Consider the following 23,479-nt stretch of genomic DNA (forward strand, 5'->3'; position numbering starts at 1 on the left):
AAACAAACCCTTGCATGCCTGTCAAACCGGAAATGAGGAGCGCCGCACGGTACGTTGTGACCGCAGGCTAAGGTTTTCTTCAATCATTCGTCGGTAACCTTGTCCCGACACTCACCGGGCCGCATATTTCAGATGAGGCGATTTCGCAAAACCTTTATCCGTGCCGGCCTGGAAGCGCTGTATCTGAGCGGCGCGCATGTCTGGCTGCGCCCGATCTTCTCGGGCGTGGGTGCGATCTATACGCTGCATCATGTGCGGCCGCACCGCGACGCCGATTTCCAGCCCAATTGTCACCTCGAGGTCACGCCGGATTTCCTGCGCGAGATGTTGTCGCACCTGCGCGACCACGACATCGAGATCATCACCCTCGACGAGTTGCACAGCCGGCTGGTGGCGAAGGACTTCTCGCGCCGCTTCGCCTGCTTCACCTTCGACGATGGCTATCGCGACAATCGCGACTTCGCGCTGCCTGTCATGCGCGAGTTCGATGCGCCGTTCACCATCTATGTGACGAGCGATTTCGCATCGGGACTGGGCCGGCTCTGGTGGGTGACGCTGGAGCGGCTGGTCGCGAAGACTGACGCGATCGACATCGAGATCGGCGGGCTGTCGCTGCAGCTCGATGCATCGACGCCGGCAGCCAAATGCGTGACGTTCCAGCGCCTGCACGACTGGCTGCGCGCACTGCCGGGCGAGCACGACGTCCGGCGTGAGATCAGCGCGCTGTGCGCGCGCTACGACGTCGACGAGGCCTCGATCTGCCGTGAGCTCTGCCTGTCCTGGGACGAGCTCCGGGCGCTTTCGACTGAGCCATTGATCTCGATCGGCGCGCATTCGATCAGTCACTGCAATCTCGCCAAGCAGACCGAGGAGACGGCGCGCATCGAGATCGCCGACAGCCGTGCTCGGATCGAGAACGAGTTGCAGCGGCCGGTGCTGCACATGGCCTACCCCTACGGCGACCGCGCCGCCGCTTCCCAGCGCGAATTCGTGCTGGCGGCCGCGAGCGGCTACAAGACCGCCGTCACCACCCGGCCCGGCATGATCTTCGCGGAAAGCGCCGATCATCTCACGGCCCTGTCGCGCGTCTCGCTGAACGGCCATTACCAGCACGCCCGCGTGCTGCCGGTGCTGACCTCGGGCGCGGCCACCGCGATGTGGAACGGCTTTCGCCGCATCGACGCGGCATAGCCCCGCCATAACGTTGCCCTCCGATTGAATTGCGGCGAATTCGTGCGACTGCGTCTCACTTGACGTGCTGGCGCGTCCCGCTCACAAGCGCGCATGACATAAGGAAAGGGAGGCTTCATGCTCAGGAACTTGTTCTCACTCGAAGGACGCGTCGCGCTCGTCACCGGCGGCTCGCGCGGCATCGGCAAGATGATCGCATCCGGCCTGCTCGCGCATGGCGCGGCGAGGGTCTACATCACCGCGCGCAAGGCCGGGCCCTGCGAGGCGACCGCCAAGGCACTGACGACGGAATATGGCGGCGAATGCGTCGCGCTGCCGATCGACATTTCGACGATGGCCGGCATCGAGACGCTCGCGGGCGAGATCAAGAAGCGCGAGCCCAAGCTCGACATCCTCGTCAACAATGCCGGCGCGGCATGGGGCGCCGACTTCGACGAATTCCCGGAGAGCGGCTGGGACAAGGTGATGAACCTCAACCTCAAGACGCCGTTCTTCCTGACCAAGGCGCTCGCAGCTCCCTTGCGTGCGGCGGCCAGCGCCGAACGGCCGGCAAAGGTCATCAACATCGCCTCGATCGACGGCATCTTCGTCAACCCGCTCGAGACCTATTCCTATGCGGCGAGCAAATCCGGCCTGATCCATCTGACGCGGCGCATGGCGGCCAAGCTGATCAAGGACCACATCGTGGTGACCGCGATCGCGCCCGGACCGTTCAAGTCCGACATGAACAAGGCCGCGCGCGACAACGCCGACGAGGTCGCCTCGCGCGTGCCCGCTGGGCGCATCGGCACCGACGAGGACATGGCTGGCACGGCGATCTTCCTCGCCTCGCGCGCGGGCGACTACGTGGTGGGGAATACGATCGCGGTCGATGGCGGCATCGTCTACGCGAACCCGGGCATTCCGGGTGCGGGATGGGACAGCTGAGAAGGGCGAATAGCGAATAGCGAATAGCGAATAGCGAATAGCGAATAGCGAATAGCGAATAGCGAATAGCGAATAGGCTACTTCCCCTATTCGCTACTCGCAACTCGCTATTCGCCTCTCATCAAGTCTCGATCTTCACGTACTCGAAGTCACCCGGCTTGTTGTCGATCCCGACCTTCGGGGGCGCGATCCACGAGGCGTATTCGCCGATCTCGGTGACCGGCTTCATCAGCGAGGAGATGTAGGCGCCGTCGTCGGCCGACGGCAGCCAGTCGCCCTTGCGCTTCGCCCACGTGCCCTCGTCGATCAGGATGCCGTCGGGCGTCGCATGGACGTCCCTGAACTCGCCGATGGCGCGGTGGAAGGCGGTATGCGGCAGCTTGAGCTGGAAGTCGTAGCCTGCGGTCGTGATGATCTTGTTCCAGCGCAGCAGGCCCTTGACGCAGTCCTGCGAGTAGTCGTCGCGCAGGCGCATGTTGAGCGCGGTCAGCGCCGGCTCGTCGACCCGCTTGATCTCGCCGTCGACCAGCTTGAGCACCGGATAGGTCGAGTTCTTGAGCTGGTGATCGTCCTGGATCTGGGTCTCGTGATAGCGGCCCTTGATGCCGGCATTGAAGGCATTGGCCGCGTTGGTCGAGACCTCCGAGCCGAACAGGTCGAGCGACAGCGTGTAGTGCAGGTTCAACTTCTTCTGGATGGTCGGCAGGTCGATCACGCCCAGCGCGCGGACCTTGGCGATGTCGGTGGGATCGTCGATCCCGGCCTCGCGCATCGCCTCGACCGTGCGCTGGATCACGCGGCCGACGCCGGTCTCGCCGACGAACATGTGATGCGCCTCCTCCGTCAGCATGAAGCGGCAGGTGCGCGACAACGGATCGAAGCCGGACTGCGCGAGCGAGTGCAGCTGCATCTTGCCGTCGCGGTCGGTGAAGTAGGTGAACATGAAGAACGACAGCCAGTCCGGCGTCTTCTCGTTGAAGGCGCCGAGCATGCGCGGGCTGTCCGCATCGCCCGAGCGGCGGCGCAGCAGCTCGTCGGCCTCCTCGCGGCCGTCGCGGCCGAAATATTTCTGCAGCAGGTAGACCATCGCCCAGAGGTGACGGCCCTCCTCGACGTTGACCTGGAACAGGTTGCGCATGTCGTAGAGCGACGGCGCCGTCTTGCCGAGATGGCGTTGCTGCTCGACCGAGGCCGGCTCGGTGTCGCCCTGGATCACGATCAGGCGGCGCATCAGCGCGCGATATTCGCCGGGAACCTCCTGCCAGGCCGGTTCGCCATAGTGCTCGCCGAACGGGATCTTGCGATCCTCTTCCTGCGGAGCCAGCAGGATGCCCCAGCGATAGTCGGGCATCTTGACGTAATCGAACTTCGCCCAGCCGCGCGGATCGACCGAATAGGCCGTGCGCAAGTACACCAGCGACTGCTGGAAGCCCTCGGGGCCCATGTCGTTCCACCAGTCGACGTAGCCGGGATGCCAGCCTTCCAGCGCCTTGAGGACCTGGCGGTCCTCGGCGAGATTCACGTTGTTCGGAATCTTGGTCGAGTAGTCGACGTTCATGATGTTCATGTTCATGGCGTGCCTCCCTGAAATCTTCCCGGTGGTCATGCCCGGCCTCGTGCCGTGCATCCACGTCGTTCGTCTCGATTAGCTCGCGGATGGCCGGGTCAAGCCCGGCCATGACGGATGATAACTACACGCGCGCCATGTCATATTGCGGCCGCTCGCCGGTGCCGTAGCGCCGGAGTGCGCCCTCCTCGCCGACCGCGTTGGGCCGCTGGAAGATCCAGTTCTGCCAGGCGGTGAGGCGGGCGAAGATCTTCGATTCCATCGTCTCAGGGCCGGCGAAGCGCAGATTGGCTTCGAGACCGGTGAGGCTGTCCGGCGAGAAGCTGGCGCGCTCCTCGAGGAAGACGCGGATCTCGTCCTCCCAATCGATGTCATCCAGCGCGAAGGTCACGAGGCCGAGTTCCTCGGCCTCATCGGCTTCGAGCGGCTTGCCGACCTGCTCACGCACACGCGCGAGATCGGTGGGATCGGCGAGGAAGCGCGACTCCAGCCGGGTCAGGCCGTGACTCATCGGATAGGGACCGAAATTCATCGCCGACAGTTCGATCGCCGGCGCCGGGCGGTTGTCGCCCTGGATGGTGCCGATCAGCATGTAGGAGCGGTCGGAAGCGAACACCAACTCGGCGAGCGTTCCGGCGAAGCAGGAACCGGGCTCGACCAGCGTGACCAGCGTGCGCGAGGTGACGTCGATGCGCTTCAGCACCCGCTTCCAGTAATGCCTGACCTCGTTGACCAGCCAGTGCGCCTTGTTGGCCTCAAGGAACGCGTCATGCACGAGCACCTTGTCGCGATCGCCATGCGACTTGAACACCAGCATGGCGATGCCGAGCTCGTTGATGCGCAGATGCAGGATGGCATCGTCGAGCTCGCGCGCGACCTGCAGCGGCCAGAAGGAGGCTCCCTGCGCGATCATACCGTCGATGTCGGCCGGCGGCGCAGCTTCGGGAGCCGTGATCGTGATCGTGGCGATGCGGGCGGCGCGGTCGATGTCGACATTGACGAAGCCGTAACGCACGCTGCTCGCGTCAATGATGCGCTTCAGCGGCGTGAGCGCGACACCCTTGCCGCTGCCGTTGCGCTTGGAGGCCGCCGCGAACTCCCTGGCGCGCTCAGCGACCTTGGCGTCGACCTTGGAGTTCGGCGCGATCTCGTCGACGAGGCGCCATTGCACGGCGCGCTTGCCCTTGACGCCCTCTTCCGTCGTGCAGAACGCGTCCGCACGGTCGCGGCGCACCTTGCGCTTGTCGACGACGCGCGTCAGGCCGCCGGTGCCGGGCAGCACCGCGAGCAGAGGCACCTCCGGCAGCGACACCGAAGACGATCCGTCGTCGGCGAGGATGATGTGATCGGTGGCGAGCGCGAGCTCATAGCCGCCGCCGGCCGCGGTGCCGTTCACCACGGTGATGAAGCGCTGGCCGGAATTCTCGGATGAATCCTCGAAGCCATTGCGGGTCTCGTTGGTGAACTTGCAGAAGTTCACCTTGTGGGCGTGGGTCGCGCCCGCGAGCATGCGGATGTTGGCGCCGGCGCAGAACACGCGCGGCTTGGCCGAGCGCAGCACCACGACCTTCACTTGCGGGTGCTCGAAACGCAGCCGCTGCACGGCATCGGCGAGCTCGATGTCGACGCCGAGATCATAGGAATTGAGCTTGAGCTGGTAGCCCTCGAACAGGCCGCCATTCTCGTCGACGTCCATGGCGAGCGTCGCCACCTCGCCATCGATCGAGAGCTTCCAATGTTTGTAGCGGGAGGGATCGGTCTGAAAATCGATGAACGTCTTGCCTCCCGCGAGCACGCGGTCTTCCCCGGCCATGTGTCACCCTTCGTTGGAGTGCTTATCGTTGAGATGCACAATAATTCATGTTATGGCTGGCGTCTACGACAAAAAGCCGAAACATGCACTTTGTTTCATGTTCGTGATGCCGGGGCCGGCAAGGTCGCGGCCGCGAACTCGGCAATGACCCGCAAGGTGGCGTCCGGCGCCTCGCGATGCGGGGAATGGCCGGTGTTGGGCAGCATCGTCACTTCGACCGGGCAGTAGCACTCCTCCTGGATGATCTCGACCTGGCGGATGGTGCCGTACTGGTCGTCGACGCCCTGGATCACGGCCACGGGAACGCGGATGTACGCGAGGTCGCCGGTGATATCCCAGGCCCGGAATGCCGGATCGAGCCAGGCGCCGTTCCAGCCGTAAAACGCGTTGTCGACGTTCTTGTGCCAGCGCGACAGCTTGGCGCGCAGCTCCGATGTCTCGTAGGTCGTCTTGATGGCGGCGATCGAGGAGACGGAGACATCCTCGACGATGACATGCGGCGCGATCAGCACGACGCCATCTAGGCGATGATCGGCTCGGCTGCCGGCGTAGATCGCCGCGATCGTCGCGCCATCGGAATGGCCGACCAGGAGCCCGCGCGAGAAGCCGATCGCATCGAGCAGCTTCGGCAGCACGTCGCACGCCTCGCGCTGCATGTAGTCGAGCGGCCGCGGCAGAGACACCGGGCTGGAGTCGCCGTAGCCGGCGCGCGAATAGACGAACACGGAAACACCGGTGGCTTGCCGGAGCTTGTCGGGAAAGTCGCCCCACAGCCCGACCGAGCCGAGCCCTTCATGCAGCAGCACGATGCAAGGAGCGTCAGAGGGCCGTGCACCGATCAGGCGATATTCGAGATCGGCGGAATCGATGGTGAGGAAGCCGTTCGATGAAAGCTGCACGGGTCACTCTCTCCTTCGTCATGCCCGGCTTGACCCGGACATCCACGTCTTTCTTGTCGAGGCGGAATGGATGGCCGGGACAAGCCCGGCCATGACGACAACCAAGAGCAGGACCACTCCCGCGAGTGGGGGCCAACTACTGACCCGCCCCCTCACGCAGCTTGAAGCGCTGGATCTTGCCGGTCGCGGTTTTCGGCAAGGATTCCACCACCTCGATCCAGCGCGGATATTTCCACGGGCCGATCTTCTGCTTGACGTGTTCCTTCAGTGCCTCGTGCAGGGTCGAGCGATCGACGCTCGGGCGCAGCACGACATAGGCCTTCGGCTTCAACAGCCCCTCCGGATCGGCTTCCGGCACCACGGCAGCCTCGAGCACCGCGGGATGCGTGATCAGCGCGCTCTCGACCTCGAACGGCGACACCCAGATGCCGGAGACCTTGAACATGTCGTCGGAGCGGCCGCAGAAGGTGTAGCGCCCATCGGCGTCGCGCACATATTTGTCGCCGGTGCGCGTCCAATAGCCCTCGAACGTCGAGCGGGTCTTGTGGCGCTGATTCCAGTAGCCCTCACCGGCGGACGGTGCATGCACCAGCATCTCGCCGACCTCGCCGTCCGGCACGTCCTGGCCGGCCTCGTTGACAAGACGAACCTGATAGCCCGGCACAGGGCGCCCCGATGAGCCGTATTTGATGTCCCCGGGCACGTTGGACAGGAAGATGTGCAGCAGCTCGGTCGAGCCGACACCATCGAGAATGTCGACGCCGAACCGCGCCTTCCAGGCACTGCCGACCGATTCCGGCAGCGCCTCGCCGGCCGAGGTGCAGATGCGCAGAGCGCTGCCGGCCTTCTCATGGCGCAGCGACTCATCGTGCAGCATCGCGGCGAACAAGGTCGGCACGCCGTAGAAGATGGTCGGATTGTAGCGGTTGAGGAGCTTGAACATCAGCGCCGGCGTCGGGCGCTCGGAGTTGAGGATCGTGGTTGCGCCGACCGACAGCGGGAAGGTCAGCGCATTGCCGAGGCCATAGGCGAAGAACAGCTTTGCGGCTGACAGACAGACATCGCTCTCGCGGATGCCGAGCACTTGGCTGGCATAGGTCTCGGCCGTCGCGGCGAGATTGCCGTGCAGATGGCGCACGCCCTTGGGCATGCCGGTCGAACCGGATGAATACAGCCAGAACGCCGGCTCATCCTCGTGGGTCGCGACCGTGTCGAACTGATCGCTCTCACGCGCGAGCTCCTCGGTGAGCAGCTTGTGGCCGAAGGCATTGGCGCCGGACACGACGACGCAATCGAGATCCGGCATCCGGCCGACAATGTCCTTCACCACCGGATACAGCGCCTCGGACACGAACAGCACGCGGGCGCGGCAGTCGGCGAGCACATACGCGTATTGGTCAGAGGTCAGCAGCGTGTTGAGCGGCACCGGGACGACGCCCGCGCGCATGGCGCCAAGAAACACCGCGGGGAAATCCACCGTATCGAGCATGATCATCGCCACGCGCTCCTCGCGGCGGACGCCAAGGCGACGCAGCATGTTGGCGACGCGGCAGGTCTGCTGTTGCAGACCGCGATAGGTCAGCTCCGAGACCGTGTCCGTGTAGGCGAGCTTGTCGCCGCGCCCCGCCTCGACATTGCGGTCAAGCAGCCACGATACCGCATTGTACGACTTCACGGCATTCTCCCCGGATTTTTGAATTATAATTCATACAAGGCCACCAACATCGCTTGCTGTCAATCCTCCCCGGCATTATGTTTCCTACTCAAAAGAGTGCCTCAGGGATATGACGCCACACAGCGATGCCCCGCGCGACGACGGCCAGTCCGCGGCCGAGAGCGATTTCCTCGACCAGCTGGGCCAGCGGGTGCGGCGGATGCGCGGCCTCGCCGGCATGTCGCGCAAGGTGCTGGCCGATGTCTCCGGGATTTCCGAGCGCTACATCGCCCAGCTCGAGAGCGGCAAGGGCAATGTCTCGATCGTGCTGCTGCGCCGCATCGCCAACGCGATCAACGCGCCGCTCGACGACATCATCCCCGGCGGCGAGCCATCGCCGGACTGGCCGGTCATTCGCGATCTCCTGAAGAAGGCGAGCCCGAGCCAGATCGCCGAGGTCAAGGAGCTGCTTGCCGGGGGCGCGTCGGCGCCGCTGCGGCGTTCGTTCTCAGGCATTGCGCTGATCGGCCTGCGCGGTGCCGGCAAGTCGACGCTCGGCAAGATGCTGGCGGAGCGGATCGGCTGGAGCTTCGTCGAGCTGAACAAGGAGATCGAGCGGCAGAACGGGCTTTCGGTTGCCGAGATCATCGCGCTCTACGGCCAGGAAGGCTTTCGCCGCATGGAGCAGGCCGCCCTGGTGCAACTGCTCGCGCGCAAGGAGCCGATGGTGCTGGCGACCGGCGGCGGCATCGTCTCCGAGCCGGTCACCTTCGACCTGATCCTGACCTCGTTCTACACGATCTGGCTCAAGGCGGAGCCGGAGGAGCACATGGGGCGCGTGCGTAAGCAGGGCGACCTCCGCCCGATGGCCGACGACCGCTCGGCGATGGCCGAGCTGCGCAACATCCTGGCGAGCCGCGAGCCGCTGTACGCGAGGGCCAATGCGGTGGTCGATACGGCGGGACTGTCGGTCGAAGCGGCGGCCGCACGGCTGGGCGAAGCCGTGAAGCCGGTGCTGACTGGCGACGCCCGGATGTTCGCGCGGGCGTGAGACGTCGTGCGACTTCGATCGCGCCGCAAGCGTCCGGTACGCATTAACCACCACCCACATTTCAATACCGGCGAGACTCGCCACACACCCTCCGATTGATTAATCAATCGTTAAGTCACTGGAGGACGTGGGATGCAAAATCGTCGTCGCGAGGCTCGCCAGCGCGTCTACTATGGCGGCGTGCTGACCTTCAATTCAGGCTGCTCGACGCTGGCCTGCGTCGTGCGCAATTTCAACCACCGCGGCGTCAAGGTCGAGCTCGAGGGCAGCGTGCTGCTGCCGGACCGCGTCGAGATCAGCATCGAACGGCGCGGATGGTCACGACCGGCGCAGATGGTGTGGCGCGACGGCGCGGGCGCCGGCCTCGCCTTCCTTCACGACGATGGCGAGGTGATCGATCTCGAAACGGCGCGCGCCTTGCGCCTGCAGGAGCGCGCCAACAGGCAGCTCAAATCGCGCCTCGAGCAATTGCTCTCGGGGCACTGAGCAATGTCCGAATCCTCGCAAGAGCACGACGACTGGCTGATCGCCTCCGATGCGCCGCCGCCGGTCGCGGCGCGCGCCGCCGAGCGCCCGCGATCGCACTGGCTCCGGCGCGTCACGCTGCTGCTCGCCGCCCAATATGTCATCGTGCTGGTGATCGGCGTCGCGGCGGCCTCGACCGTGCGCGCATTCGTGCTGCCGGAAGTCACCGGTCGCTTCGAGGCGCTTGCAGCGGCGCTCAAGCGAACGCCGCTGCCTTGAGTTCTGAGCTGGTCACTCGATCTCCCGCAGCTCCGCATAGGTCAGCGGCTTGAGGCTGGCGCCATCGAAATAGACGAAGCGCAGGCGGCGGCGGCGGGAGATGAAGTTCGACGGCAGCGGATCGTAGCGGAAGGTGACGCCACCGAGATGCGGCGTCAGGCTGCCGACGTCCGTCAGCGCGTCGATCTCGACGCGCAGCAGCTTGAGGCTCGTGCCGTCGCGCAGGATCTCGAACGGGACCCGCGCCAGCCGCAGGAAGCTGGTCGGATCCGGCGCGGCGATGAAGCCGTCGACGAAGGCGGCTTCGACCTTGTCGAGATCCGGCTCGACCACCGCGGCAGGCTTGGCGCCCTCAGGCTGATGCGGCGTCTGCCATTGCACCGGCGAACGGTGGCCGTGCGGATGGTTGTGGCCGGGGCCATGCGTCGGATGGTCGTGATGATGGTCGTGGCCATGATCGTGGTGATGATCATGATGATGGCCGTGATGGTGGTGATGATGACGCATCGCGGGCCTCAGTAGCTGACCGGCTTGTTGATGATGGACTTGTGGCTGCCGAGCTTGCCGTGCGCGACCATCGAGCCGAGCACCTCGACGACGACGCGGACGCCGATCAGCGCGGTGATGTCCGAGGTGTCGTAGGGCGGCGAGACCTCGACCACTTCGAGTCCGCACAGGCCTTCGGCGGCGACGAGACCCAGCAGCTTCAGCGCCTCGCGCGGCAGGAAGCCGCCGGGCTCTGGCCAGCCGGTGCCGGGCACGAAGCCGCAATCGATGGAGTCGACGTCGAACGAGATGTAGACCGCGTCGGCATCCTTCCAGGCCAGCTCGAGCGCGATCTCGGCGGTCTTCTCCAGGCCGATCTTCTCGATGTCGGCGATGGTCAGCACGTTGGTGTTGCGCTTGCGCGCGACCTCGACGCCCTCGCGCGGCACCTGCCAGCCGCCGATACCGAGCTGCACCAGATTGGTCGGCGACACATTGGGCAGGTTGGTCGCCCAGTACCAGGGCGTGGTGTGCATGCGCTCGTCGAGATCCTTCTCCTGGATGTCGATGTGGCGGTCGAAATGGATGATGCCGATCTTCTTGTCGGTGCACTGCGCGATGCCGCGCACGCACGGAAAGCCGATCGAGTGGTCGCCGCCGAGCATGATCGGCAGCGCGCCGGACGAGAACACATGCGCGACGCCGCGGCTGATCTGGTCAAAGCTCTTTTCCAGATTGGCGGGAATCGTGAAGACGTCGCCGGCATCGCACAAGGTCATCTGCTCGCGCAGGTCGACGCCCAGCTCATAGTTGTAGGGCGTGTAGAGCGCGGAGATGCGGCGGATGCCCTGCGGCCCGAAGCGGGTGCCGGGCCGATAGGTGGTGCCGGAATCGAAGGGGATGCCGATCACTGCGGCGTCGTATTTGCCGACGTCGCGGACGTTCTCGACATACGGCGCCTTCATGAAGGTGTTGATGCCGGCGAAATGCGGCAGCTCGCCGCGGGCGAAGGTCGGGATGTCGCGATCCGTCAGCGTGTCGGCGCCGGGCAGGCCCATGTCGAGCGCCCATTGCCGCTCCTTGCGCCAGCCGTTGGTCGGCAGCTTGCCCTCGGCCTCCAGCGCCTGCCAGCCTTGCGTGGCCATCTTGTCGAAGTCCGGATGGTGACGGCGCATGCTCCGGCGCTGCGAGTGCAATCCGGCGCGGCGCGACCGGCGCATGAATGGGAATGACATGGAGACTCTCCTTCGTTTCTTTCGACGTTTCTTGAACTGACTATTGCGTCGCCTGCAGGCTGGCGCGGATGAATCCGAGCACGGGCACGGCGCTGTCGCGGGTGAGATCGAGATCGTAGGTGATGCGCGCGCCGAACCGCTCCGGCGCCTGCGGATCCTTGCGGGGACGGTCGAGCGCGATCAGCCGCGTGGCGAGGCCGAACGCCTCCTTGATGTCGTGGGTGACCATCACGATGGTCATGTTGTGCTGGCGCCACAGCGGCTTGATCAGCGCATGCATCTGGGCGCGGGTGCCGGGATCGAGCGCGCCGAAGGGCTCATCGAGCAGCAGCACGCGCGGCTGCTTCGCCAGGGCCTGCGCGATCGCCAGGCGCTGCTGCATGCCGCCGGACAACGCGCTTGGATATTTGTCGCGATGCTCGGCCAGGCCGACGGCCTCGATCAGCGCGAGGCTCTTCTCCATCGCCGCCTTGCGCGCCGATCCGAACAGCCGCGCCGTGAACGGGCTGCCGGCAAGCTCGTAGCCGAGCAGCACGTTGCCGAGCACGGTCAGATGCGGGAACACCGAGTAGCGCTGGAACACGATGCCGCGGTCCGGTCCGGGCTCGGCCGGAAACGGCCGGCCGTCGAGCAGCACCGCGCCCTGGCTCGGCCTCTCCTGGCCGAGGATCAGGCGCAGGAAGGTACTCTTGCCCGCGCCGGACGGGCCGACGATCGACAGGAACGTGCCGGAGGCGATCTCGAGATTGATGCGCTCGAGCACGACCTGGTTGCCGTATTCGACCCAGACGTTGCGGAAGGAGAGCGTGCTCATTGGCGGCTGCCTCGCGCATATGCCCAGGGAAAGGCGTGCCGTCCGAACCAGACCAGCGCGTAGTCGAGGATGTAGGCAAGCAACGTGATCCAGACGACGTAGGGCAGGATCACATCCATCGAGAGATAGCGGCGGACCAGGAAGATGCGGTAGCCGAGTCCGACATCGGAGGCGATCGCCTCGGCCGAGATCAGGAACAGGAAGGCGGGCCCGATCATGAGCCGCAGCCCCTGGATCAGGCGTGGCATGATCTGCGGCAGCACCACGCGGATCGCGACCTGCCAGGTCGAGGCGCCCAGGGTCTGCGCCTTGATCAGCTGCTCGCGCGGCATGTTCTGCACCTCGAGCGAGAGGTCGCGCACCAGGGTCGGCGTGACGCCGATGATGATCAGCACCACCTTGGACAGCTCACCGAGGCCGAACACGATGAACAGAACCGGCAGCATCGCCATCGGCGGGATCATCGACAGAACCGCAATCAGCGTGCCGAAGCCGGCGCCGGCCACTGGCAGCAATCCGATGGCGAGTCCGAGCACGAGACCGATGGCGGCGGAAATGCCGAGGCCGAGCGCGAGGCGCTGCAGGCTCGCCGCCGTGTCGGACCACAGCACGTAGTCGCCGGAGCGGCGATCCGGCTCGGTCGCGAGCCGCTTGGAGGTCGCGACCATCTCGGAGACCGGCGGCAGCAGCTTGTCGTCGGGATTGTCCGCGCGCCGCTGCGCCGATCCGACCACGTAGATCAGCGCGATCAGCAGGAACGGCAACAGGGCCAGCAACAGCCGGCTGCCCCGGTTCGGAACGACGTTCATGGCACGCGGCATCAACAGGCTCCCTCAATCCTCATGGTGAGGGGCGCGTCAGCGCCGTCTCGAACCATGAGGCCCCGATGTGGGCCTCATCCTTCGAGATGCTTGCGCTCGCGCAAGCTCTTCAGGATGAGGGGTGGCACCGGCGGCGGTCCAGGAAGCGGATCAGAGCTTCCCTTCGGCCGCCATCTTCATGAAGGTCGGATCGAAGCGCAGCTTGACATTGCTGGCCGCGCCCAGCGCCTTCGTCGGCGTGGAGATGCCGACCGCGTCCTTCGACTTCACGTTCTCGCCAAGCAGGTTGTGATCGAAGCAGAAGGTGCGCACGAGATCCATGATCTTGGGCAATTCCGGTCCGGTCACGAAGGCGAGCGCGTCCTTCGGCTCGTAGTACATGAACGTCGTCTTGAGCTGGGTCTCGAAGCCGGCGAGATCGGTGCCCGACAGCTTGGCCATCGCCTCGCGCGCGGCCTTGCCCTTCTCGCTCTGGTCCTTCATCAGCGCGATGGTCTCGTACCAGATGCCGACCAGCGCCTTGCCGAGCTCCGGATTGTCCTTGAGCGTCGCGCTGTTGACGACCAGGAGATCCTCGATCTCGCCGGGGATCTTGCTGGAATCGAACACCAGCGTTGCCCCCGGCTCGGCCTTCACCTCCAGTAGTTGCGGATTCCAGGTCACCACGGCCGTCGTGTCCGGCGACTTCGCGGCGGCGACGATGTCGGCGTCGGAGGTGTTGACGGTCTTGATGTTCTTCTCGGACAGTTTCGCGGTCTCGAGGCCGCGCGCCAGCAGATAGTGCGACACCGAGAGCTCGACGAGGTTGACCTTCTGGCCCTTGATGTCGGCCATGGTCTTGCCCTTCTTCAGCACGACACCGTCATTGCCGTTGGAGTAGTCGCCCATGATGATGGCCGACGTGTCGACGCCGCCGGCAGCGGGGATGGTCAGCGCATCCATGTTGGTGACGGTGACGCCGTCGAACTTGCCGGCGGTGTACTGGTTGATCGACTCGACGTAGTCGTTGATCTGCGTGATCTTGATCGAGATGCCGTATTTGTCCGCCCACTTCTTGACGATGCCGGACTCGGCCGCATAGGGCCACGGCATCCAGCCGACATAGATCGTCCAGGCGATGTTGAATTCCTTCTTCTTCTCAGCTGACGCGGATGACAGCGATGCGGTCGCCAGCGTCGATGCAGCGAGCAGTGCAACAAACAGATTTCGCGCTTTTCCCATGTCCAGTCCCTCATCGGTTTTCTGACCGCGGACTGGCATGAAGAACCTCGTGCCTGCCAAGCGCGGCCACTGAGGTCTCCCGGGTTTTTATCCCGCCGTGCACCAGGGCTCTCCCCTGGCGGCTGCTCTCGGACCAGCATTCTCGATGGAGAACCGGAACCCTAGCTGCCAACTCTGAGCAACGAGGGGAGCAATCCGCGTGCCAGGGAAAAATGCTTGCGATTCAACGGAACCAGCGGCACGCTGTGCTCAAAAATTCGGCACTCAGAATTCTTCTTGGGCGAGGTGGCGCGTCAGCCGACGCCGGCCATGCAACGACAGCATGAACCGTCCGGTGCACGGGGGGCGACATCATCAGGCAGGCCCGTCAGTCGCAGTGGCTTGGAGTCTCGTTGATATGATCAGGTCTTCCGGGATCACATTAGCAACCATTCTGGCTCTCAGCCTCGCCGCCGAGGCAGCCTTCGCGCAGAGCGCGCCCGCTCCCGATACGCCGGCGCAACCTGCTCCCGCCGCGAGCCCCATCCCGACAGCCACTCCGGCACCAGCCGCCTCGGCCGAGAAACCTAGCGACGCCAAGCCGGCCAGCGAGGCGGCCGCGCCGAAGAAGAAGCGGACGAGGACCAGCACGCGCAAGGAAGTCGAGGACTCCCTGCGCAGCGGCACGGTGCCGTCGCGCTATCGCAGCCGGGTGCCGAAGGAGTACCAGAAGTACATCCCGTTCCGTCGCTGAGGTCTAGAGTGGCGGTGTCATTTTCACGATGACTCCGACGATCAGCATGAAGGCGAGACACAGCCCCGTCTCAAGGTCGGAATGAACAGACCAGAAGCCGCGCAGGCCGGCCACGGCTTTCTGCGGTGATTCGATTCGGATACGAGGTGCACGCATTTGTTCAACCTCTGATAAAAGGAAAAACAAACTACTACCCTGGAAAAATAGTCCCGTCCAAGCCGCGCCTCAATGCGAAAAATCAGCGCATGTCGGGGCAGCTAGCAAAATCTACGCCCGACGCCCGACGCGATCTTGATTTGAGTCAATCCGCTTCCACGTCGGAATAGCCGGCAGCGCGCCGCCCTCAAATACCCAGATAGCGGTGCTGCAGCTCCGGCTCGGCCATCAGTTGCTCCGACGTGCCATGCCACACGGTGCGGCCACGCTCGATGATGTAGTGGCGATCGCAGATGCGGGTCAGATGCTCGACATTCTTGTCGATCACCAGGATCGACTGCCCGCGCGATTTCAGCAGCGACAGGCAGTTCCAGATCTCCTCTCGGATCAACGGCGCCAGACCCTCGGTCGCCTCGTCGAGAATGAGGAGTTTCGGGTTGGTCATCAGCGCCCGGCCGATCGCCAGCATCTGCTGCTCGCCGCCGGAGAGCTGGTTGCCCATGTTGCTGCCGCGTTCGGCGAGCCGCGGAAACAAGGCGTGGATCTTGTCGAGCGTCCAGGGATCGGACGCGCCGAGCCGGTTGGCCGAGGCCGCCACGAGATTCTCGGTGACGGTCAGATTCGGAAAGATCTGCCGTCCCTCCGGCACGAGGCCGATGCCGAGCTGAGCGATCCTGTAGGACGGCAGCTTTCGTGTCTCCTGACCGCTGAAGCGGATCAGGCCGGCGCGCGCCTGGGTCAGACCCATGATCGAGCGGATCGTGGTGGTCTTGCCCATGCCGTTGCGGCCCATCAGCGAGACCATCTCGCCGGGGCGGATCGCCAACGACAGGCCGAACAAGACCTGGCTCAGGCCGTAACAGGTCTCGATGCCGTCGACCTCGAGCAGCATGGCGCTTGTCCCCAGATCAACCATGGCCGACCACCACATGCTGATCGCCGAGATAGGCGCGCTTGACCTCCTCGTTCTGCCGGATCTCGTCCGGTCTGCCCGAGGCGATGATGCGGCCATAGACGAGGACCGAGATGCGGTCGGCGAGCGCGAACACCGCCTCCATGTCATGCTCGACCAGCACGATCGACACTTCCTTGCGCAGCTCGTTCAGCAGCTTCACCATGCGCTGCGACTCGGTCACCCCCAGGCCGGCCATCGGCTCGTCGAGCAGCAGGAGCTGCGGCTTGGTCGCGAGCGCGACGGCGAGCTCCAGCTCGCGCTGCTCGCCATGGCTGAGCTTCGACACCAGCACGTCGGCGCGATGGCCGAGACCGACGCGCTCCAGCGCGGCCTGCGCGGCGGCACGCAGCGGCTTGTCCTTGCGCGCGGCGGCGAAGAAACGGAACGAGTGCCTGCCGTCATGGGCTTGCGCCGCAAGCGCGACATTGTCGGCCGCGGTGAAGTCGGTCAGCAGCGAGGTGATCTGGAACGAACGCGCCAGCCCCAGCGCGCTGCGCTTATAGGCGGGGAAATGCGAGATGTCGCGGCCCCCTAGGAAAATGCGCCCCGCATGCGGCGCCAGGTGGCCGGTGAGCTGGCTGATCAGCGTGGTCTTGCCGGCGCCGTTCGGCCCGATGATGGCGTGGATCTCGCCCTTGGCAACGTCGAGACAGACGTGATCAGTCGCGACGATGCCGCCGAACCGGCGCACGAGATTGTCGACGCGAAGCAGAGGTTCAGCCACGGTTCAACCTCCCGAGCATGCCCATGATGCCGCCGCGGCCGAACAGCACGATCAGGAGCAGCAGCGGCCCCATGATCAGCGCCCAATATTCGGTGATCTGCGACAGCACCTCTTCCAGCACCAGGAACACGACCGAGCCGACGACCGGCCCCATCAGGGTGCCCATGCCGCCGAGGATGACCATCACCATGAGGTCGCCGGAGCGGGTCCAGTACATCACGGCAGGGCTGACGAAATCGGTGTTGTTGGCAAGCAGCGCGCCGGACAGGCCACAGAGCATGCCGGCGATGACGAAGCACGCCAGCTTGTAGCGCTTCGACGGGAAGCCGATCGCCTGCATGCGCTGCTCGTTGGAGCGCAGGCCCTGCAGCACGAGGCCGAAGCGCGAATTGACGATCCGCCAGATCAGGACCACGACGGCAAGCAGGCAGAACAGGCAGAGATAATAGAACTGCACGCGGTTGCCGAGATTGATCAGGCCGCCGAAATCGCTGCGCTTGTAGACGGTGAGCCCGTCATCCCCGCCGTAACGGGCGAGGCCGGACGCGACGTAGTAGGCCATTTGCGCAAAGGCCAGCGTGATCATGATGAAATAGACGCCGCGGGTACGCAAGGAGAGCGCGCCTATGACCAGCGCATAGAGCGCCGAAATCGCGATGGCGACCGCGAACTGGGCATAGCCGGAGCCGATGCCCTCCTGCGCCAGGATGCCGACGGCGTAGCCGCCGATGCCGAGATAGGCGGCATGGCCGAAGCTCATCATGCCGCCGTAGCCCATGATCAGGTTGAGGCTGACGGCCGCCAGCGCCAGGATCACGATGCGGGTGAACAGCGTGAGGATGAAGATGTTGCCGGAGAGGTTCGAATAGACCGGCAGCAGCACCAGGCCGGCCACGACGATGATGGCCACGATGGTCGAAACGTTGAGCGAGGATTTCATCTGCGGTTGGCCGGAAACAGACCTTCAGGCCGCGCCACCAGCACGATCGCCATCAGGAGGTAGATCAGCATCGACGACATCGCCGGCGCCGCAGTGGAAGCTGCTGCCGAGTTCAGCACCTGGCGCAGCAGATTGGGCAGGAAGGCGCGGCCCATGGTATCGATCAGGCCGATCATGATCGCCGCGATAAAGGCGCCGCGGATCGAACCAATGCCGCCGATCACGATGACGACGAAGGCGAGGATCAGGATGTTCTCGCCCATGCCGATCTGCACCGTGAGGATCGGCGCCTGCATCAGCCCGGCCAGGCCGGCGAGCGCGGCGCCGAGGCCGAACACCAGCGTATAGAGCAGCTTGATGTTGATGCCGAGCGCACCGATCATCTCGCGGTTGGAGGCGCCGGCCCGGATCAGCATGCCGATCCGCGTCCGCATCACGCCGAGATAGAGCAGCAGCGCCACCAGCAGCGCCACGACGATGATCGCGAGCCGATAGGCGGGATATTGGATGCCGGGCAGGATCGTGACCGGGAAGGCGAGCCAGGACGGCAGCGGCAGCGCCAGTCCCGCCGGGCCCCAGATCAGCCGGACGGCCTCGTTGAAGAACAGGATCAGGCCGAACGTCGCGAGCACGTGATCAAGGTGATCGCGCCCATAGAGATGGCGCAGTGCCGTGAATTCGAGCACGATACCGAGCAGAAGCGTGGCTCCCAGTGCCATGACGGCGCCGAGCACGAAGTTGCCGGTCCAGGCCACGAAGGTCGCCGCGAAATAGGCGCCCATCATGTAGAGCGAGCCGTGGGCCAGGTTCACGAAGTCCATGATGCCGAACACCAGCGTCAGGCCGGCGGCCAGCAGGAACAGCAGCAGTCCAAACTGCAGCCCGTTCAGGAATTGTTCGACGACGAGAAGCATGCCCCTCACTTCACGCTCAAAAAGACGGCGGCAGAACCCGTTCCAGGCGCTGCCGCCATGTCCGTCCCGATCTTAGGCCGGAGATGTTTTAAGCTTCAAGCAAATTCCAGGCCTGTTTCGTCCTCTGGCTCGGAATTCTTTTCGCTCACTTCATCGGGCACTTGTCGTGGAAGCGGTCCTGGTCGTTCTCGACGATGGTGGCGACCGTCTTCAGCGAGAGCTGGCCCTCGGTGTCCTTGACCACGTCCTGCAGGTAGAAGTTCTGGATCGGGATGTGATTGTTGCCGAACTTGAAGGAGCCGCGCAGCGACTTGAAGTTGGCCTTCTCCATCTCGGCCTTCATCGCGTCCTTCTTGGACGTGTCGCCCTTGACCGCAACCACGGCGCTGTTGATCAGCTGGGCCGCATCGTAGGCCTGGGCGCCGTAATAGGTCGGACGCAGGCCGGTGTATTTCTTGCGGTAGTCGGCGACGAACTTCTTGTTCTGCTCGTTGGGCAGGTCGTTGACCCATTCCTGGGCGCCGGGCACGCCGATCGCATTGTCCTTCTGCAGCGGCAGCGACAATTCGTCGACGGTGAAGGCGGTGTAGAGCGGCATCTTCTCCTTGAGGCCGGCCTGCGAATATTGATTGAGGAATTGCACGCCGGCCGCGCCGGGATAGAACACGAAGATGGATTCGGCGCCCGAGGCGCGCGCCTTGGAGAGCTCGGCGGAGAAGTCGAGCTGGCTCGGCCACACCGTGTATTCCTCGCCGACGACCTGGCCCCTGAAGGTGCTCTTGACGCCGGCCAGCATGTCCTTGCCGGCCGCATAGTTCGGCCCGATCAGGAACACCGACTTGACGCCCTTCTGGTTCATGTAGAGGCCCATCGCTGCGGGCGTCTGGTCGTTCTGCCAGGATGTCGAGAACACGTAGGGAGAGCACAATTCGCCGGCGAGCTGCGACGGGCCGGCATTGGCCGAGATCAGAAAGGTCTGGGAATCCACCGCGGTCTTGAGCGAGGCCAGCAGCACGTTCGACCAGATGTAGCCGACGATGAAATCGACCTTGTCGGACTGCACCAGCTTCTCGGTCTTCTGCTTGCCGACGTCAGGCTTCTGCTGGTCGTCCTCGTAGATCACCTCGACCGGCTTGCCGTCGATCTTGCGGCCGAGATGGTCGAGCGCGAGCTCGAACGAGTTGCGCATGTCGTTGCCGATCACGGCGGTCGGACCGCTGAACGTCGAGACGAAGCCGATCTTGATGGTGTCGCCGGCAAAGGCGGTGCTCGAAAACAGCAGCGCTGCGGCGCTCGCCAGCCAGAAGCTCTTCATGGTCTTCCCTCCCCTCAAACAAATCGTTCTTATCGTTGTTTTGTCGCCGCCACGCAGCAGCACGACCAGCGGCGGCGTTTCGCCGCAGCATTCGTCGCGCGGTGCTGATCCTACGCGCCATCGATCCATGCACCATAATTCCCGGAAACGGGCAAAGGCAAGAACTATAGTGCGTGTTAAGGATACTGCAGCACAGCAGACGGCAGGGTCGGGAAGAAGGTCATGAGAGGAAGTCGCCTTCCCCGCGCCGTCATGGCCGGCCTGTCCCGGCCATCCACGCGGCTCGATAGTCGCCGCTCGACGTGGATGCCCGGGACAAGCCCGGGCATGACGGAGCAACTGAAGAGCAGCGGCTCTCGCGGCATCTACTTCTAGATGTCACTCGTGGATATCACTTGCTCGCTACCCCACGAACGCATCACTTCACCAGCGCACACCCGCCATCGGCGATCGGGCGGAACGCCTGCTCGGCCGGAATCGTCGAGACCAGACGATAGTAGTCGTACGGATATTTCGACTCCTCCGGCTTCTTCACCTCGAACAGATACATCGGGTGCACGACGCGGCCGTCGGCCCGGATCGTCACATCGCCGAATAGCTTGTCCTTGCCCTTCACCGTCTTCATCTGCGGCACGACGTCCTTGGCATCATCGCTGCCGGTGGCAGCGACCGCGTTGAGATAGGCAAGCGTCGAGGCATAGACGCCCGCCTGGTTGCCGCTCGGCATCTTGCCGTTCATGCCGGGGCGCGCTGCGAAGCGCTTGGCGAAGGCGCGGGTGTCGTCGTCCATGTCCCAGTAGAAGGCCTCGAGCAGTTGCAGGCCCTGCGCCGCCTTCAGGCCCATGCCATGGATGTCGTTGATGAACAGCAGGAACGCGACCAGCGACTGGCCGCCCTGCTGGATGCCGAACTCGGACGCCTGCTTGACCGCATTGATGGTGTCGCCGCCGGCATTCGCCAGGCCGATCACCTTGGCCTTCGAGCCCTGCGCCTGAAGCAGGAACGAGGCGAAGTCCGTCGTGCCGAGCGGATGCTTCGCCGAGCCCAGCACCTTGCCGCCGTGCTTCTCGATGTAGTTGGTGGCCTCCGCCTCGATGCCCTGGCCGAGCGCATAGTTGACCGTGATGAAGTACCAGTCCTTGCCGCCGCGGCCCATCATCGCAGCCGCCGTGGTGTTGCCGGTCGCCCAGGCGTCGTTGACCCACTGGATGGTGTTCGGCGAGCAGGCCTTGCCGGTGAGATCGGAGCTCGCGGTCGACGACGCCAGGAACGTCATCCGGCTGTTGCGCAAGAGCTCGTTGACGGTGAGGCCCACGGCCGAGTTGGGCACGTCGACGACGGCATCGACCTTGTCGACATCGAGCCATTTGCGCGTGATCGCCGAGCCGACATCGGCCTTGTTCTGGTGATCGGCATAGACGATCTCGACCTTGATGCCTTTACCGCCGCCGTTGAAATCCTCCGCCGCCATGCGCGCGGCCTCGACCGAGCCCATGCCGTTGGTGTCCTGGAAGATGCCGGAGATGTCGTTGAGCACGCCGACGCGTACGACATTGTCCGAGATCTCGCCGGCCCGCGCCGCGCCTGCAAGGCAGACTATTGCGACCAGCGCCAGCGCGCACGAATTCAGCTGCTTCATGATGTCCTTCCCCGTGTGTTGCTTGTTTGATTGTTGTCGTTGCGGCTGGAGGTCGTCTCCAGTTGCGAAATCAGCTCTGCCGATCCGGAATGCGCACCACCAGTCCGGCCAGCGCCGGCTGCACCTTGATCTGGCAGGACAGCCGGCTGTTCGGCCGCCGTTCGGCTGCGGTGCCGTCCAGCAGCGCATCCTCATCGTCGGACACGGGATCGAGCTTCCCGGTCCAGGCGTCGTCGACATAGACGTGGCAGGTGGCGCAGACGGCGTTGCCGCCGCATTCGGCGACGATACCGTCGATGCCGTGGGTCAGCGCCGCCAGCATGACGCTGGCGCCGTCCTCGGCCTCCACGCTTTCGCTGCGGTTGTCGGGATGGATGAAGGTGATCGTGGTCATGGTACAGCTCAGGCTGGAGTAAAGGTGACCGGCAGGCTCTCCAGCCCGCGCAGCGTGTTGTTGTAGCGGCGCTTCGGCTCGCCGCTCATCGTGACGCTCCCGACCTTGCGGGCGAGCGCCGTCAGCACCGCCTCGCCTTCGAGCCGCGCGACGAGCTGGCCGACGCACATGTGGATGCCCGAGCCGAAGCCGACATGGCCGGATACTTTTCGGGTGATGTCGTAGCTGTCCGGCTGCTCCCAGCGGCGCGGGTCGCGATTGGCGCTACCTAAGAACATCAGCACCTTCTCGCCCTCGGGAATCGTGACGCCGCCGAGTTCGACGTCACGCGTGGTGGTTCGGAAGAAGGTCTGCACCGGGCTTTCGAACCGCACGGCCTCCTCGAACGCGTTGCGCGCCAGCGACGGATCGGCGCGCAGCCGCGCCCATTGATCGGGGAAGCGCGCCAGGCAATACACCGCGGCGCCGATGCCGTAGACGGTGGTGTCGAGGCCGGCCGACAGCAGCGAGCGCACCAGCAACGGCGCCTCGGCCGGCGTGATCTCGCCGCTGTCGCTGAAGGCGTGGATGCAGGAACCGAAGCCGCCGGGCGTGAGATTGTCGCGCTGGCACTGCTCCGTGACATAGGCCTGGTGTGGCGCCGAGCGCTCGATCGCCTGCTGGCGCAGCTCATTCGGCGGACCGAACGCGTTGAACACCAGGCTCGCATAGGGAATGAGATGCTCGCGCCCCTCCGGCTTCAGCCCGAGCGCATCGGGAAACACCGACAGCGGATAGGCCTCGGCGAGATCGGGGATGGCATCGAACGAGCCCCGGCCTACAAGCTCGTCGATCTTGGCCTCGGCCGCCGCCATGAAGCCGTCGCGCAGCCGCTTCATGACGGCCGGCGACAGCACCTTGCTCAGCACGGCGCGGGTGCGCGTATGCGCCGGCGGATCCGCCTCGAGGATCAGGCTCGGCGGCCGCCACGGCTTCTCCTTGGCGAAGTCGCTCAAGCCCACGCCGCGGCTGGAGCAGAACGTCTGGGGATCGTTGAGGACGGCATAGACCTCGGCGTAGCGGGCGACGCCGTAGACGTTCCACGCGTCCAGATGGATGACGGGGCCGGCCTCGCGCATCTCCTGATGCGCTGGATAGGGATCGTCGAAGAATTCATATGAGAACGGGTCGATGGCGAGGTGCGGGATGAGCGGCGCCATACCGGCAGCGGGGGAAAGACCTGTTGGGTTCATGCGGAGCTCCCGAAGTTTGGCCTTGTCATGCGGCTTTTCGTATCCGTATGAGTG

23 protein-coding genes and 1 riboswitch are annotated in these 23,479 nt (G+C 64.7%); of the genes, 6 read left to right on the forward strand and 17 right to left on the reverse strand.

Annotated features, from left to right (window positions below):
* The first annotated feature begins 132 nt into the window (after nt 1-132).
* Nucleotides 133-1,191: a polysaccharide deacetylase family protein gene (locus tag QW861_RS21370; protein WP_316193453.1), complete on the forward strand. Its 1,059-nt coding sequence runs from the start codon at nt 133-135 to the stop codon at nt 1,189-1,191.
* Nucleotides 1,192-1,308: 117 nt separating this feature from the next.
* Nucleotides 1,309-2,118 carry an SDR family oxidoreductase gene (locus QW861_RS21375; RefSeq protein ID WP_316173221.1) on the forward strand — a complete coding sequence of 270 codons (810 nt, stop codon included), beginning with the start codon at nt 1,309-1,311 and terminating at the stop codon, nt 2,116-2,118.
* A 121-nt stretch (nt 2,119-2,239) separates the two neighbouring features.
* Here the strand turns inward: QW861_RS21375 and boxB are convergent, their stop codons facing one another.
* The 4 genes from boxB to QW861_RS21395 form a co-directional block, all read right to left on the reverse strand.
* Complete coding sequence (gene boxB, locus QW861_RS21380) at nt 2,240-3,691, reverse strand: benzoyl-CoA 2,3-epoxidase subunit BoxB (protein WP_316193454.1); 1,452 nt, start codon at nt 3,689-3,691, stop codon at nt 2,240-2,242.
* A 118-nt stretch (nt 3,692-3,809) separates the two neighbouring features.
* Nucleotides 3,810-5,498, reverse strand: a complete 1,689-nt coding sequence (gene boxC, locus QW861_RS21385) for a 2,3-epoxybenzoyl-CoA dihydrolase (RefSeq protein WP_316193455.1) — start codon at nt 5,496-5,498, stop codon at nt 3,810-3,812.
* Between the two features lie 95 nt (nt 5,499-5,593).
* Nucleotides 5,594-6,397 (reverse strand): alpha/beta hydrolase, encoded by an 804-nt coding sequence (locus QW861_RS21390; RefSeq protein WP_316193456.1) that lies wholly within the window; start codon nt 6,395-6,397, stop codon nt 5,594-5,596.
* 136 nt (nt 6,398-6,533) lie between these two features.
* Nucleotides 6,534-8,072, reverse strand: coding sequence for a benzoate-CoA ligase family protein (locus tag QW861_RS21395; protein ID WP_316193457.1), 1,539 nt, complete (start codon nt 8,070-8,072; stop codon nt 6,534-6,536).
* 109 nt (nt 8,073-8,181) lie between these two features.
* On the opposite strand from QW861_RS21395, the gene QW861_RS21400 reads away from it, so the two are divergent.
* The 3 genes from QW861_RS21400 to QW861_RS21410 all read left to right on the forward strand — a co-directional run bounded on the left by QW861_RS21400 (nt 8,182) and on the right by QW861_RS21410 (nt 9,846).
* Nucleotides 8,182-9,102 carry a helix-turn-helix transcriptional regulator gene (locus tag QW861_RS21400; protein WP_316193458.1) on the forward strand — a complete coding sequence of 307 codons (921 nt, stop codon included), beginning with the start codon at nt 8,182-8,184 and terminating at the stop codon, nt 9,100-9,102.
* A gap of 132 nt (nt 9,103-9,234) precedes the next feature.
* On the forward strand, nt 9,235-9,588 hold the full coding sequence (locus tag QW861_RS21405; protein ID WP_315717130.1) for a PilZ domain-containing protein: 354 nt from the start codon (nt 9,235-9,237) through the stop codon (nt 9,586-9,588).
* 3 nt (nt 9,589-9,591) lie between these two features.
* Nucleotides 9,592-9,846 (forward strand): hypothetical protein, encoded by a 255-nt coding sequence (locus tag QW861_RS21410; RefSeq protein WP_316173223.1) that lies wholly within the window; start codon nt 9,592-9,594, stop codon nt 9,844-9,846.
* Between the two features lie 12 nt (nt 9,847-9,858).
* On the opposite strand, the gene QW861_RS21415 is transcribed toward QW861_RS21410, so the two are convergent.
* The 5 genes from QW861_RS21415 to QW861_RS21435 form a co-directional block, all read right to left on the reverse strand.
* Nucleotides 9,859-10,227, reverse strand: a complete 369-nt coding sequence (locus tag QW861_RS21415; RefSeq protein WP_315717174.1) for a hypothetical protein — start codon at nt 10,225-10,227, stop codon at nt 9,859-9,861.
* 134 nt (nt 10,228-10,361) lie between these two features.
* Nucleotides 10,362-11,567 (reverse strand): agmatinase family protein, encoded by a 1,206-nt coding sequence (locus tag QW861_RS21420; RefSeq protein WP_316193459.1) that lies wholly within the window; start codon nt 11,565-11,567, stop codon nt 10,362-10,364.
* Nucleotides 11,568-11,607: 40 nt separating this feature from the next.
* Complete coding sequence (locus QW861_RS21425) at nt 11,608-12,381, reverse strand: ABC transporter ATP-binding protein (RefSeq protein ID WP_316193460.1); 774 nt, start codon at nt 12,379-12,381, stop codon at nt 11,608-11,610.
* On the reverse strand, nt 12,378-13,202 hold the full coding sequence (locus QW861_RS21430) for an ABC transporter permease (RefSeq protein ID WP_316193461.1): 825 nt from the start codon (nt 13,200-13,202) through the stop codon (nt 12,378-12,380). Before QW861_RS21430 ends, QW861_RS21425 begins: the two co-directional genes overlap by 4 nt.
* A 150-nt stretch (nt 13,203-13,352) precedes the next feature.
* Nucleotides 13,353-14,423, reverse strand: a complete 1,071-nt coding sequence (locus QW861_RS21435; protein WP_315717125.1) for a putative urea ABC transporter substrate-binding protein — start codon at nt 14,421-14,423, stop codon at nt 13,353-13,355.
* Between the two features lie 74 nt (nt 14,424-14,497).
* A riboswitch (guanidine-I (ykkC/yxkD leader) is annotated at nt 14,498-14,599 on the reverse strand.
* Nucleotides 14,600-14,820: 221 nt separating this feature from the next.
* On the opposite strand from QW861_RS21435, the gene QW861_RS21440 reads away from it, so the two are divergent.
* Entirely contained in the window at nt 14,821-15,156 is a 336-nt protein-coding gene (locus tag QW861_RS21440) for a hypothetical protein (RefSeq protein ID WP_315751204.1), read from the forward strand.
* A 343-nt stretch (nt 15,157-15,499) separates the two neighbouring features.
* Here the strand turns inward: QW861_RS21440 and QW861_RS21445 are convergent, their stop codons facing one another.
* The 8 genes from QW861_RS21445 to QW861_RS21480 all read right to left on the reverse strand — a co-directional run bounded on the left by QW861_RS21445 (nt 15,500) and on the right by QW861_RS21480 (nt 23,425).
* Nucleotides 15,500-16,204: an ABC transporter ATP-binding protein gene (locus QW861_RS21445; RefSeq protein ID WP_315751202.1), complete on the reverse strand. Its 705-nt coding sequence runs from the start codon at nt 16,202-16,204 to the stop codon at nt 15,500-15,502.
* 16 nt (nt 16,205-16,220) lie between these two features.
* The gene (locus tag QW861_RS21450) at nt 16,221-16,991 is read right to left on the reverse strand and encodes an ABC transporter ATP-binding protein (protein ID WP_315751200.1); all 771 of its coding nucleotides are present in this window, start codon (nt 16,989-16,991) and stop codon (nt 16,221-16,223) included.
* Nucleotides 16,984-17,931, reverse strand: coding sequence for a branched-chain amino acid ABC transporter permease (locus tag QW861_RS21455; RefSeq protein WP_315751199.1), 948 nt, complete (start codon nt 17,929-17,931; stop codon nt 16,984-16,986). The genes QW861_RS21450 and QW861_RS21455 overlap by 8 nt, the downstream gene beginning before the upstream one ends.
* Nucleotides 17,928-18,845: a branched-chain amino acid ABC transporter permease gene (locus QW861_RS21460; RefSeq protein ID WP_315751198.1), complete on the reverse strand. Its 918-nt coding sequence runs from the start codon at nt 18,843-18,845 to the stop codon at nt 17,928-17,930. Before QW861_RS21460 ends, QW861_RS21455 begins: the two co-directional genes overlap by 4 nt.
* Nucleotides 18,846-18,990: 145 nt before the next feature.
* Nucleotides 18,991-20,160, reverse strand: a complete 1,170-nt coding sequence (locus tag QW861_RS21465; RefSeq protein WP_315751197.1) for an ABC transporter substrate-binding protein — start codon at nt 20,158-20,160, stop codon at nt 18,991-18,993.
* A gap of 418 nt (nt 20,161-20,578) precedes the next feature.
* Entirely contained in the window at nt 20,579-21,799 is a 1,221-nt protein-coding gene (locus QW861_RS21470; protein ID WP_315717119.1) for an ABC transporter substrate-binding protein, read from the reverse strand.
* Nucleotides 21,800-21,869: 70 nt separating this feature from the next.
* The gene (locus QW861_RS21475) at nt 21,870-22,193 is read right to left on the reverse strand and encodes a 2Fe-2S iron-sulfur cluster-binding protein (protein WP_315717118.1); all 324 of its coding nucleotides are present in this window, start codon (nt 22,191-22,193) and stop codon (nt 21,870-21,872) included.
* 8 nt (nt 22,194-22,201) lie between these two features.
* Nucleotides 22,202-23,425 (reverse strand): cytochrome P450, encoded by a 1,224-nt coding sequence (locus QW861_RS21480; protein ID WP_315751196.1) that lies wholly within the window; start codon nt 23,423-23,425, stop codon nt 22,202-22,204.
* Nucleotides 23,426-23,479 lie beyond the last annotated feature (54 nt).

Source organism: Bradyrhizobium sp. SZCCHNRI1029, from assembly GCF_032487555.1.
GTDB lineage: Bacteria > Pseudomonadota > Alphaproteobacteria > Rhizobiales > Xanthobacteraceae > Bradyrhizobium.